Genomic DNA, 13,797 nt, shown 5'->3' with positions numbered 1-13,797 from the left:
ATCATGTCGGCATTGCCCATTGAACTATTGAAGCGCATTTTCGGCCCGGCCGTCGCCGTGCTGGCCGTCGTTATCCTATGGACCGGAGAGATCCCCGCGCAATTAACTTTTCATCTGCACCCCGCCCATTCGGAAAATCGACTATCGGAGAATGCCACCCGCGATCTTATCCAGGACAAGCGGGGGCTGTTATGGATCGCCACCATCGACGGGCTGAATCGCTATGATGGCTACCGCTTCCAGGCTTACCGCTACCGCGCCGACGACAGCACCGGCATATCGGACAATTACGTCAGCACCCTTTACGAAGACGCAGCGGGCACACTCTGGGTCGGGACCTACCACGGACTGAATCGGTACCTGCCGTCATGCGATTGTTTTGAGAATTACCTGGAGGGATACGAACGGAATGGTGCACCCGGCACCCTGGTAACCGATATGACGGAAGACGCGGATGGAAACTTTTGGGTAGCCGCGTACAACGGGTTGAGCTACCGCCGCCCGGGAAGCAATACGTTTATTCCATTGCTCGTCAATGCACGCGGCTTACGAGAATCATCCGTTACGGCACTGCAACCCGCGACCGGCGGGGGCATCTGGATCGGATACGGCGAGCAGGGGATCAGCCACTACCGCCACGGAAAGTGGAAACACTACTTCACTAAGAACGACCTCAGCGAAGTAAAGGGCCTGACGGAGGTGGGCCCGGGCATGCTGCTCGTCGCAGCCAGGAAAGGGGCCTACCTGGCCGATACCCGCCTGGGGACGATTCGGAAGTTACGGGACGGACAATTTGCGGGGATCAGTAAAATAGGAGATAAACTAGTGGTACGCTCATTCTTCGGCGGCGTACATGAGTGGGTAGCTGCCGATAGTAGCCTGCGGAAAGTACCGGTCTATTACCGGGGAGAGCGAATAAGCGGTGACATTCATATCTACCTGGAGGACAAAAAAGGTACGGTCTGGGGAGCGCGTCAGGGTCTGGTCAAGCAGGATCCGTACGAGCAACGTTTTCACCGGATCTCGCCCCAGGGGAAGGACGATAACGACCTGTTGCCCAGTCCGGAAGTGGTGGGAATAAAGGGGGATAGCCTTGGAAACCTGGCTATCGCCACGCAGTACACCGGTATCCTTGAACTATCCGGCCCTCCGGGTAGCTGGCAGGGCAAACAGAGCCCCGCGGATGCATTTAACCACACCGTATTCTCGCGGTTCCCGTACCTCGAGGATGAGGTAGCCTGGATCAACGGTATCGATGAATTGTACCGGTACGATCTGCGCACGCATAGGGCAAGGCGGTATGCGGCGGGGAAAGACATCAAAACGATCTTCCGGGACAGCCGCGGCAGGGAGTGGTACGTCGATAAGGTCAGCGGAATTGGGCGTTGGACCGGCACATTCCCACTCGAGCCGCCCTATAACAACTTCGGCTCCGACACGCCAATCGACATCACTGAAAGGGACGGCAAGCTTTGGGTACTCGCCAGTGAATATCTTTACCGCTACGAGGAAGCAGTGGACCGCTTTGAGCGCGTAGCCCGGGTGACACCTGAAATCCGAAGGGACGAGCAACACCGTCACTTTACCATCGACCGCCGTGGGAACGTATGGATTGGGTCCGTCGAAGCACTCTATCGGTATTCGTTCGCTACGGATACCTTCATCGAATACACCGAGCGTTCCGGCATTGCCAATGCCAAAGTTTCGTCGATTATAGAAACCGTTGACGGAATCTGGCTGGGCACAAACGAGGGAATCAGTTACTTCGACTATGCGACGGAATCGTTTCAGAACTTCGACACCAATGACGGGCTGATCAACACGATCCATCTCCCGGAAGCCGCCTATCGTTCTCCGGACGGCTTCCTCTATTTCGGCGGGATCAACGGAATAGATTATTTCCACCCGGATTCCGTAGCGAAGACCGACCCCTTCCCACCGATCCCCGTACTGGAACGAATCACTCCCCACTCACCGATGTTGGGCTATCCCAATAAAATTCTGTGGCCGGATCCTGATGCTTCCGAGCCTATTCGCCTATCCTATAAATCCTTACCCCTACAGTTCGACCTGCTAGCCCTGGGGTATACCCAACCGACGGAGAATCGCTATGCCTTCATCCTCGAAGGAGCGGATGACAACTGGAACTACGTAGGAAGCAATCGAAGCACCATTTACAGTAGCCTTCCGCGCGGAGAGGACCTCGCCTTTCGGATCAAAGTGGCCAGTCACGACGGGGTTTGGAGTGAGCCGGTGGCCTATCACCTTTACATCGTCCCACCATTCTGGGAAACGATCTACTTCCGGCTGGCGCTACTTGCCCTGGGGATTCTCGCGCTCATAGCGGGTTACCGGTTTCGGGTGCGGCAGATTCGGCGGCACAATCGATTCCTGGAAGCGGAGGTAGCGAGAAAGACGCAGCAGGTGGCCAAACAAGCCGAGCGCCTTTCGACCGCGAATGCTGACTTACGCCACCAGGCTTCGGTAATTCAGAGCAAAGCCAGACAGCTCACGCAATTGAATATCGCCCAGTCAAGCCTGTTCACTAACCTCAGCCACGAGTTCCGGACCCTCCTCACGCTTCTGGTCGGCTACCTGGAAGAGTTGGTCTCGGCCGATGACCCGGCGACGGTTCTACCGACCGTGCTGGACCATATGCGCTTGAATTCCGCCGAGATGCTGCGTTTGGTGGATCAATTGATGGACACCGCCCGGCTGGAAAGCGGACAGTATCCGCTGTACATCACCCCGGGCAACCTTCGGGAAGAGGCAAAGAACATCGTTCATTCCTTCCATATCCTGGCCGAAAAATCCCGGGTTAAGCTCGAAATGAATTACGCGGATGACCTTCCCGAATCCGTCTGGTACGATCGGGATGTCGTTTACAAGGTTCTCTCCAATCTGTTATCAAACGCGTTGAAATTTACCCCGGCCGGCGGCGTCGTGACGGTCCGCATAATTGTGCTGGACGACCATATGCAGCTGGCCGTCAGCGACACCGGTCTGGGTATACCCGAAGCGGAGATTCCCCGGATCTTCGACCGCTTTCACCAGGTGAAGCAAGCGAACGGCCAATTCAACGGTACGGGCATCGGCCTTGCCCTGGTAAAGAAACTGGTGAAACGACATCAGGGCCGGATCCGCGTCACCTCCGAGCCGGGCGATGGAACGGTCTTTACGGTCGACTTTCCGCTTAACCCCAGCGTCTATAGTTCCGAAGACATACAGCCGCCGCGCGAGGCTGCGTACTACCTGCCCCAGCGTGCCGGGGCGAATACGGTGTTGGAAGACAGCCCCTCGCGGGATATGTCCGGCAGCGCGGCACCACCCGCCTCCGACCTACAAATTCTGGTTGTGGAAGACAACGCCCAGGCACGGGCTCTCCTCTGCCGGCAGTTGCGTGCGGATTACACCGTGTTCGAAGCTGGAAACGGCGACGAGGGGCTGTCCGAAGCCCTAAAAATCGTGCCCGACCTGATCATTACCGATCGCCTGATGCCGACCAAGGATGGCATTGAGCTGTGCCGGGATATTCGCGCTGACGCCCGCACCAGCCACATCCCCATCATCATGCTGACCGCGATGACGACCCGGGAGCAGAAAATCGAGGGACTGACCAGCGGCGCCGATCTATACCTGCATAAGCCCTTTGACCGCAAGGAGTTTGCCTTGCTGGTGGGCAAGCAGTTTGAACGGCGGGACCGGATGAAAAAGCGCTTCCTCCAGAATTTTTCATCGGATCACCTGCCCGAAGGGCTCAATCAATCGGATGAGGACTTTCTCCGCCAACTGACGGACTTCGTCTCCGATCACTTGGAGGCCGACATCGATCTGAGCGAGCTGGGGCGATCCCTCGGTGTAAGTCGGACTCAGCTATTCCGAAAGATGAAAGCCCTATTGGGCATGTCGGTCACGGAATACATACGGGACTACCGTCTTCGCCGGGCTTTCGAATTGCTTCAATCCCGCGACTACCGAATCGGAGAAGTTATCCAAATGACCGGCTTCAATAGTCGGTCCTATTTCTACCGGTCGTTCAAGACCAAATTCGGTTGCCGCCCTACGGAGGTGAAGGATAGTGATCAGGTGGAAAAGAGTGAGGCACCATAAGGTCTTCACTTGCCTTGCCATCCTTTATAAATAGCTGATTAACAAATAATTGGCCGTACAGCAACATATGTGCACACAATAGGAACAATAGGGTACACTCCGCGAAAAAGGCCCATGTATGTTTGGGGAACACCAGTTTTTCGATCATGCAACAAGCCTTACAATTACGTATTCTCGAGCATTCTCCGCAACCGAAATACATCCAGTTAGCGGAATACTTTAAAAAGCAAATCACCAACCATCAACTTACCGGACACGCCCACCTACCTTCAATCAATCGGCTAAGTGCCCGCTACGACCTGTCCCGCGATACGGTCAGGAAAGCATACCTGGAGCTGAAGCGAAACAACCTGGTCCATGGCGTTCGCGGGAAGGGTTATTTTGTCAGCCCGCTAAGCAAAGCTGAGACGAGGACCGGAACCCTGGCCTTGCTCCAACGACCCGGCCGGGAAAGCCTGACCTGGCAGGAGGCAATCATTTCGGTGCACTCAGCTACGTCGGCAATGGATTACCGCTACCATCAGGGATGTTGCGATTCGCTACAACGTTTAGTGGAACGACACGCCAGGTACTACGAGCGGGTAATCATCTGCGGTAGTTTTACCGGTAACCCGGAGCAAGCACTATCTATCTGTCAGGTCGGCCGAACGTTCGTCTTCCTGGATGGTCACCCGAAGGTCGTTCTTCAGCAACGGGGATGTAATCTGGTATGGGAGGGCATGCTCTACAATGCATTAATGGAGTGTATGCCTGCCCTTCGCGACTATAGCCATCTGGAACTGTGCTTCTCCAAGTCCGACGAACTGCCTAAATGGCTACTGCCCGGATTTCAGCGCTTCTGTATTGAAAACGGAAAACGGGGGAAGATCATCCCCCCGGCAGGACAGCTTGCCCCCGAAAAAGGCCGCGCGTACATCCTCACCGGTGCGTGGCAACTGGCGCAGTTGCTGGACGGTCTCGGGCGAAACGGATTGGTGTGCGGCCAGGACGTCGCGGTGCTCTATATAGGTGACGATCCGGCGCTGGAAACGGTTGGTGGGGGTATAAGCAGTTTGACCATTGATCGTGCCGCGGTCATTGCCCGCTACCTTAAAGGGGATGATGTCTCCACCTCCCGTAGTGTGGTCAGCTCAGGGAACCTTTACCGTAGAAAATCTCTCTAATTCATCTTTTCCTACCGGGGGGACAGCATAGTACGTAACAGCTAGCGCCCCACCCCGCCGGACATTAGAAGCGGATGGCTTTACGCGTCGACCGCATCATTCACTTGTATTGAAACCTTTCGATCATGCTTAAATACACAGCTTATCGCCTTCTCGGGACGGCAGGCATTGCGCTTCTTTCACTGCTCGCTTCGGCCCAGATAACCGTATCGGGTACCGTAGTCGACGATACCGACCAGACTCCCCTTATCGGGGTAACGGTCATGGAGGCCGGCACCACCCAGGGTACGGTTACGGATTTGAATGGACGGTACGAATTGACCGTAGGCGATCCGGATGCCGCGCTCAGATTCAGTTACACCGGCTACGCCTCACAGGAAATACCCGTGAACAATCAGTCGGTCATCGACCTGCAGATGGCCTCCGCAGCCAGCCAACTGGACGAAGTAGTCGTCATCGGCTATGGCGAGGAGCGCCGCCGAAGGGATCTGACGGGATCCATCTCTACGGTAGCCGCGCAGGAGATCGAGCGCGTTCCCTTCGCTTCGGCCGAATATGCCCTCCAGGGAAACACCACGGGTGTTCGCGTGATCAATTCCAGCGGAAACCCATCTGACCCACCCTCCATTTTCGTCCGCGGCATCGGCACCTTCAACGGCGACGCGCAACCCCTCTACGTCATCGACGGGCAGATCATCAACCCGCCGAGTGCCGGCAACCAGGACCTCATCGGCAACCTCAATCTATGGACGTTGGTGAACCCGAACGACATCGCCAGCATATCCGTCCTCAAGGATGCTTCCGCGGCGGCCATTTACGGTAGCCGGGGGGCGAATGGGGTCATTCTGATTACTACTAAAACCGGAAAACGTGGCAGACCCGTCGTCGAACTGAACGTACAGAATACGATCTCCAATATTCCCCAGCACGATCTACTCGGTCCCACCGACTACCTGAATTACGTACGGGAATTGTACACCAACTCCGCAAATCCCGATGTGTCCATCGAGGATGAACTTTACGGACGGACCGAGGAAAACGAAGGAGCCCGCCTCAATAACTTCAACCCGCAACTGGATCCCCAAAGCGCCTACTATATCGGAGACAACGCCACCTTTTATGACTGGCAGGATGCCGTCACGGTGGATAACGCCCTGACGCAGAACTACAATCTGAAGGTATCCGGTGCATCGGAGTCGGCCGATTATTACGTATCGCTGGCCTTCTTCGACCAGGAAAGCAACATTTTCGGCAGTGACCTACGGCGGTATAACCTGACGACAAACCTGAACACCTCTATATCCGACTTCTTGCGGGTGGGGATGACGTACCGGGGAGTCTTTCAGCGGACGTTCGCGGAGAGTAGCGGCTCAGATCTATTTACTGCCGCGAATACCGCTCCCTGGCAGCCCATCTCCGATCCCGCTAATCGGTTCGGGTACGCGCTTCCATTTGACAACTACTACGGTGGAAGCGAGTGGAATCAGGTGCGCCAGTACGGCCTACTGACGCGAACGAACGTATTCGCGGTAGAAGCCATTAACGACAGCCGCTACGAACTCCAGCGCAACGCCGGATCGGGGTACGTGGAAGTGATCCCCCTAACGGGCCTGAGTATTCGCGGAAGCCTGAACGTCGATTACGTCTATCAGTCCCGACAACAATTCCGGAGTACCGAGGCTTTCCCCTTCACGATCAACGCGGAGAACCCGGCTACCCTCGGCGGGGGCGGTTCGCTGGGTAGTTTGAACTACCGCGACAACCGCTTCATCAATTTCCAGATCGATCTTACGGGTACGTACGACCGTACCTTTGGAAAACACACGGTTAACTTACTGGCCGGCATACAGGACCAGTTCTATAAGAACCCCTTCCTTGACATCGGGACGGATTTCCTGACTACCAACGATTTCCGCCGCGTGTCCATTCCGGACAACCGGGAACGGGTATCCGGATTCTCCGGCCAGCAGCAGAAATTTTGGTACGGCTACGTCGCCCGGGCGGGCTATAACTACGCCTACAAATATTATCTGGATCTCTCCTTCCGGCGCGATGCGAGTTCGGGTTTCCCGGACGAGAATCGCTGGGGCAACTTCTACGCCGTTTCGGGTGCCTGGCGAATCAGTAGCGAACCGTTCATGCAGGGCCTCGAATGGCTCTCCGACCTGAAAATCCGGGGCGGATGGGGACAGGCGGGCAATGACGAGGCCGTCGTTGGCAACTACGCCTATCTGTCCCGGGTGGCCGGCACCGGATCCTACGCCTTCGGCTCGGGCAATGGTGACCCGACGGGCAATTATAAGGATGCCGTAACGATCAACGACCTTCCGAATCGTGACCTCACCTGGGAAACGGTAACCACCAGCTACATCGGCTTCGACGCGGCCCTCTTTGAAAACCGCGTGAACGCCACCGTCGAGTTATACGACCGGACCACCGAAGACATCCTGCAGTTTGTTAACCTCCCACCGACCGTGGGAGTCAGCAGCCCGGCTTACAATATCGGATCGGTCCAGAATCGGGGATTGGACCTTCAACTGGGATACACCCAGCGTGTGGGACAACTCGAGCTGGGGGTTAGTGGAAACGTATCCTTCGTCCAAAATAAGGTACTCGAACTGTACGACGGGCAACCCCTTTCCACGGGGGGCTACGGTCGGGTTGAAGAGGGCCGCAGCATCGGCCACATCTGGGGATATAAGCTGGGCGGTATGTTCCAGAGCGACCAGGAAGTGACCGATTTCTACACCAATCTCCCGGACAACAACGTCGGTGACGCTTCCTTCGTGGGGCCCGGCGACCTGTACTTCCTGGACATCGGGGGGAATCCCGACCCGGAAAACCCGAATGAATATTACAGCACGGATCCCGACGGCCAAATCAACAGCTACGACCAGACCGAAATCGGTAACACGATCCCGGGCTACACGTACGGACTCAACCTAAACGCGAAGCTGAAGAACTTCGACCTGAACATGAGCTTCTACGGGGAGGGTAATGTAGACCGGATCAACGAATTCTACCGGACTTACGGTACAACTTCGGCCATCAACCCCCGCTCCACCCTGGTCCTGGACCGGTGGACTCCAAGCAATACCAATACGAACGTACCACGGGCGATAATTGGCGATCCGGCGGGAAACAACCGCTTATCCGACCGCTTCGTGGAGAGCGCCGCTTTCTTCAGGCTGAACACCTGGCAACTCGGCTACAGCCTGCCCGCCAGCATCACGGGCAACACCGAATTCATCAGCAACTTCCGCATTTACGTGGGTGGCCAGAATAATATCTACCTCACCAACTGGTCCGGTATTGACCCCGTCAACGACCTCTATCCCCTGCCCCGCGGATTTTTCGCCGGACTAAGCGCCAAGTTTTGATCATCCATGCCTACCGTTAAAGTCGACACCATGTCTTTTCGCATCTATACTTCCCTGTCCTCCGTCGTGGCCGCGGCCTGCCTGCTGACCTTCTACGCCTGTGATCCCGAACGGGTCGAAACGCCTCCGCTGGGTGTGACGGAGGACAGCTATTTTTCAACGGAACTTGAATTCGAGCGAGCGCTGTTCAACGCCTACGCCAAAATGACCGACTGGTACTGGTTCGGTGGCGGTTCAACCGCTACGCCCAATATGGCGCCTGTTTTTCACCTGATGGGTGACGATATAACGGAGGCTTCCGGGCCCTACGGCCGGTGGGAGTTGTTTTCCGGGATCTCCCCCAGCGACGGCCGGGTAGCTTATATGTGGGAGAAGACTTACGAGCTGTTGCAACGGTCGAATCTGGTGATCCAAAAAACCGAACAGGCTGAACCGGAAAACTTCGATGACCCCTCCTTCCTGGAGGTGCATCGCGGTGAAGCACTTTTCCTGCGGTCACTGGCCAACTTCATGCTATTCAATCTTTACGGGACCGCACCGAATATTAACGAACGCCTTACGAGCGAAAATACCGATCAGCCTCGATCGCAGGGCGTGGACCTGCTCGACCAGATCGTGACCGATTTGCAAACCGCGGCACCGCTCCTGCCCGAATCGTGGGAGGCCCGGGATCTCGGACGAGTCAACCGACCGGCCGCCTACGGACTGCTAACCAAAGCGCTGGTCTTCAGGGGGAACTACACCGGCAACACCGCCGACTATTCGGCAGCCGTTGAGGCATTTAAGAACATAGAGGGGCGTGAACTCACCCCGAATTATACCGACAACTTCAACGCGCTGACGGAAAACAATTCCGAGTCGCTTTTCGAATTTCAGGCTTCCGCTGCGCCCAAGGGAGATAACCCCTGGTTGTACAATGACGGGGCCTGGAGGGGCGTAGAGTCGATGTCGACCTTTTGGGGTTTCTACACCGTGGAGCCGACCGCGGCACGCAACAACTTAGTCGGCACGCCGTGGCGCGTCACCGAGAAAATCTTCAATGCCTACGGCAGCGATCCCCGCATCGCCTACTTCACGGAAGACGACCGAAGCTTTACCAAGTACGGAAAGGCAGGCCTGGAGGTGCTGACGCAAAGTGGCAGGCCAGCCTCCCAGAACAACGTTCGTATCCTTCGGTACGCCGATGCTATGCTGCTGGCGGCGGAAGGAATGGTTCGCTCGGGCGGAAACCTTCCGGAAGCCATCGAACTCGTGAACCGGCTACGGGAAAGGGCAAGTAACTGGGCGACCTCCGATACCATCACGGACGTCACGCTTCCCGAGGCGTACGACACCGCTGAATCTGACCCGGCGGTCGTGCTGGAATGGATTCGGGCGGAACGCATCATCGAACTGTGCGGGGAGAAGGAAAAGCGGTGGTTCGACCTAAAGCGCTACGATGCCGCCGGGGACCTGTCGCTACAGAATTGGGACGGCAGCGATGCCTACTTCAGTTCCGACCTCTCCGCCGAATTCCAGTTCGAATACCCCAAGAATCTGGTCCTCCCCATTCCACAAGCCGAGATAGACCGCAACTCCGCGATTTCGGAAAATAACCCAGGATACTAACGACCCATGATCAATAAGCACCTACCCTATTCCTTCCGCATCCCCCTGACGCTTGTCGCGCTCCTCGCGGCGGTTCCCGCATTTACCCAGTCAGCAACGGTGACCGTCGATCTAAGCAAGAAAGAGCAGATCATCGATGGCTTCGGCGCCTTTCAGGACGGCAACCTGTCAAGAGAGGAATGGGTCACCGATCTCTACTATGATGACCTGGGCGCGTCTATCTACCGCGTGGACATCGTGCCCCAATTCGTTTCCCCTTACGGAGACCTTAATGTCTACAGTCCGTGGTTTATGGGTGGGGGAACCGATAGTCCACTGAACCTGGAAGACCCGGATAATCCGAACGGGCCGGAAGAGAATCGCGCGCGGACCTATACCGGACCGAATGACTACTCGCGGGACTACGGTGGATATAACGCACCGATCGCCGTGATGGGGCCGGATATCGATGTGAATAAGGCGTACTTCACGTACACCGACAATGACCTGATCCAGGTGGGTAAGGCCACGATACAGGATAGTGGCGACTTCAAGTTGATTGCCTCCATGTGGTCGCCGGCTCCGTGGCTGAAGATATCCAGCGGAAACAGTTGGAATCAAAACTGGTGGCCCGGTCCCGTACAGGGTACGCCCTGGCCTTTCGTATGGGGCGGAAACTACGCCGGCGGCATGCTGGACGTTTCTGACGAGCCCCTACCGGTCTTCGACGATACGGAACTGGGCGGAACGGGCCCGACCTCCGCGCTCACCCAGTTTGCGCGAGGCCTGGCTGCTTATCTGCGGGGCTTCCAGCAGTACCACGACGTCAGCTTTTACGCCATCAGTATTCAGAATGAATTGAATTTCGAGCAGTATTACAACAGCGCGACTTACCCGCTCAGCAGTCAATACATCGCCGCCCTCAAGGCCGCCCGGGCCGAGCTGGACCGCCACCCGGATCTACGCCAGATAAAGATCATGGGGCCGGAAGACCTGCTCGGGAATGACGCCTACGGAATGTGGCAGTACGGAGGCGGGGACGACGTGACTCACAAAAACTTACACTACCTCACCGAGATCGCCAAAGATTCCGCTGCGCTCGCCGCCATCGACTTCTTCTGTATCCACGGCTACGGCCGCGACGGCGTCAGCGCTTCCGGCGCCACCTCCACTTCCTGGGACTGGTGGGCCAACGGCTGGGAAGACGGTCCCGCGCCAGGTATCCCCGACAGCATTGCCGGCTTTACCGACTACGGCAAAAAGTCATGGATGACCGAAACGTCCGGAGAAAACGAAGCCTGGTTGTTTCCGACCGATGCTTTCCCCTCACAGGGCGCCTGGAGCCTCGGACTGCGTATTCACCAAGCCCTCACTACGGGCCGCCAAAGCGCCTGGGTGTATTGGACCTTTATCGATGGTGAAGAGGATGGCAGCGTGACGGACTTCGGATTAACCAATGAATCTCAGGGAAATCAGTCCGCGAAATACAACGCCGCTAAACACTTCTTCCGCTACATCCGGCCCGGGGCCTATCGCGTTGCTACTACGGCCTCCGATTCGATACTGTACGTTAGCGCATACACCCGGGACAAGGACGGGATGATAACGGTCGTACTGATTAACGGCAGCCAGGAAAGCATGACACCGGCGATCAGCTTTACCGGACCGGCACCGGCTGATTCCGAACTTTCCGTCTACACCTCCGCTTCCGGAAATTACTGGACATCATCAACCGTCACGATGGCCGACGGGGAAATAAGCGTCACCGTTCCCGCTTACGGGATAGTTACGCTGACCGGTGCCGCGCTTTCCACCGCGGTGTCAGGGGTTCCTCCTATGGATGTCCCAGAAGTAGGGCAACCCGAACCGAATCCTTCCGGTGGTATGACCGCCCTTCCGATCAGGCTCCACCGGCCAGAAAAGGTGCACGCTTCCCTACACGACCTGAACGGAAGGTTGCTCCGCACGGTGTGCAATCAAAGGTTAGCGGTGGGAAACCATCGGCTCCCTATCGATCTGGAAGGGCTTCCACGGGGGTTGTACACTTGTCGCGTGCAGACGGCAAGCGGAACGATCTCCCGCATGCTCGTGAAGCAGTAGAAATGGTCGAGGGTATTACCGTTCTTCCTGTTATTCCAAACTGCTCTTATCCTGCGCACCGCCGCCCCTAAATACGGCCAAAACCGCGGCTAATAAGCCAAGGCCCAGGAGCAAAAGCAAGTCCACCCGGAGTCCCGCCAATGCTTCGGGAATGAAGCCGAGGAGGGAGAACAGAAAAAGGAGGATGGCAAGCAGCGTAGCAACCGGCAGCAGCGTGCCACCAGCCCCCCGACGCGCAAAAATGCCCGTGAAGATCATAGGCGCCAGCAGGGCGGTTCCCGCGAAACTCGTGCGGGCCAGGAGCGCCAGTTGATCGCCCGCGATCAGACTGAAACTCAGCGCCAGTAGGGCGAAGACGACGATACCGACTTTAGTCAACCGCAGCATTGCCCGGTCGTCATCGGAATTCATGAGGGAGCGCAGCTCGGTGCCCAGCGCGAAGATCTGCGAATCGGCCGTAGAGATAGCTGCCGCGAGCAAACCGATAAGTACGAAGGCGGCCAGGGTGGAAGGCTGGTCAACGACCAGGGCCCGGTGTAAAAACTCGAAGGCGGTCAGATCGGGGTAGCGGATCGAGCCGTAAAGACCGATAAAGGCCGTGGGCAGGATGACCAGAATGGCGAATACACCCACTCCGACGGCCATGCGGTACATTGCCCGGTCGGTTTCCATGATGGCCAGGCGAATGCTGACCTGCGGCTGGGTAAAGGGGATCATCAGGATAGCTACCGCCGAGCCGATGAGAAATTGCGGGGTGAACAATCCGTTCGGGCCCGGTACGCTCAGCAGCGCCGGCTCCCGCGCTTCCAGCGTAGCGTAACCGGCCTCGAGTCCGCCCACCTGACCCAGGCAGCTCAGCCCCACGATCCAGATGACCACCAGGAGGATGAGCCCCTGGATCGCGTCGTTGTAGATGATTGCCTTCAGGCCGCCGAGCTCACTGTACAGTAACATGATGGCGACCAGGCCCACCGACCAGGCCCAGACGGGCAGGAAGCCGGGAAAGGCCAGGGCTACGAAATCCGAAACGCCCTTTATCTGGATAGCGACGTAGGGGATGAGGAACACAAAAACGCCGAAAAACGCCACCGCACCCGCCAGGCGGTTACCGTAGCGCAAGTTGAGAAACCCGGCCATGCCCCAATAACCCTGGCGTAGGGCAACACGCCGGAAGTGGTATCCGACCCAGATCACGCCGAAGATCAGTGCCATATCGCTTACGGCCAGAAAGTGCCAGGCCCCTACCCCGTTGACGCGAAAGAGGTCGGGCATTCCAAGCAGCGTAAAAGTGCTGAATAGCGTGGCGGCGAAGGTGAATAGCCCCAGGATGCTATTCAGGCTACCGCCCGCCAGCAGGTAGTCGCGGCTGTCCTCGTTGATGCGCCGCTGCCAGACGGAAACCCCGATGAGCAATGCCACATAGACGCATCCGACAATGATCAGGGATTGTAGCATAG

General features: G+C 57.0%; 6 protein-coding genes. 5 read left to right on the top strand and 1 reads right to left on the bottom strand.

Features of this window, described 5'->3' with window-relative positions:
• Positions 1 to 3 precede the first annotated feature (3 nt).
• The 5 genes from DRW39_RS01985 to DRW39_RS01965 all read left to right on the top strand — a co-directional run bounded on the left by DRW39_RS01985 (position 4) and on the right by DRW39_RS01965 (position 12,340).
• Entirely contained in the window at positions 4 to 4,110 is a 4,107-nt protein-coding gene (locus DRW39_RS01985; RefSeq protein WP_116105304.1) for an ATP-binding protein, read from the top strand.
• Positions 4,111 to 4,256: 146 nt separating this feature from the next.
• Positions 4,257 to 5,273 carry a GntR family transcriptional regulator gene (locus DRW39_RS01980; RefSeq protein ID WP_116105303.1) on the top strand — a complete coding sequence of 339 codons (1,017 nt, stop codon included), beginning with the start codon at positions 4,257 to 4,259 and terminating at the stop codon, positions 5,271 to 5,273.
• A 125-nt stretch (positions 5,274 to 5,398) separates the two neighbouring features.
• Complete coding sequence (locus DRW39_RS01975; RefSeq protein WP_116105302.1) at positions 5,399 to 8,653, top strand: SusC/RagA family TonB-linked outer membrane protein; 3,255 nt, start codon at positions 5,399 to 5,401, stop codon at positions 8,651 to 8,653.
• A 30-nt stretch (positions 8,654 to 8,683) separates the two neighbouring features.
• The gene (locus DRW39_RS01970; protein ID WP_198664753.1) at positions 8,684 to 10,261 is read left to right on the top strand and encodes a RagB/SusD family nutrient uptake outer membrane protein; all 1,578 of its coding nucleotides are present in this window, start codon (positions 8,684 to 8,686) and stop codon (positions 10,259 to 10,261) included.
• 6 nt (positions 10,262 to 10,267) lie between these two features.
• A complete protein-coding gene (locus DRW39_RS01965) occupies positions 10,268 to 12,340 on the top strand; it encodes a T9SS type A sorting domain-containing protein (RefSeq protein WP_116105300.1) in 2,073 nt (690 codons plus the stop codon).
• Positions 12,341 to 12,370: 30 nt separating this feature from the next.
• Here the strand turns inward: DRW39_RS01965 and DRW39_RS01960 are convergent, their stop codons facing one another.
• Positions 12,371 to 13,795, bottom strand: coding sequence for a sodium:solute symporter (locus tag DRW39_RS01960; protein ID WP_116105299.1), 1,425 nt, complete (start codon positions 13,793 to 13,795; stop codon positions 12,371 to 12,373).
• Positions 13,796 to 13,797: the final 2 nt, after the last annotated feature.

Source organism: Lewinella sp. IMCC34191, assembly GCF_003390935.1.
In the GTDB taxonomy this organism is placed as follows: Bacteria; Bacteroidota; Bacteroidia; order Chitinophagales; family Saprospiraceae; genus Neolewinella.
This window is presented reverse-complemented; position numbering and strand designations above follow the sequence as displayed.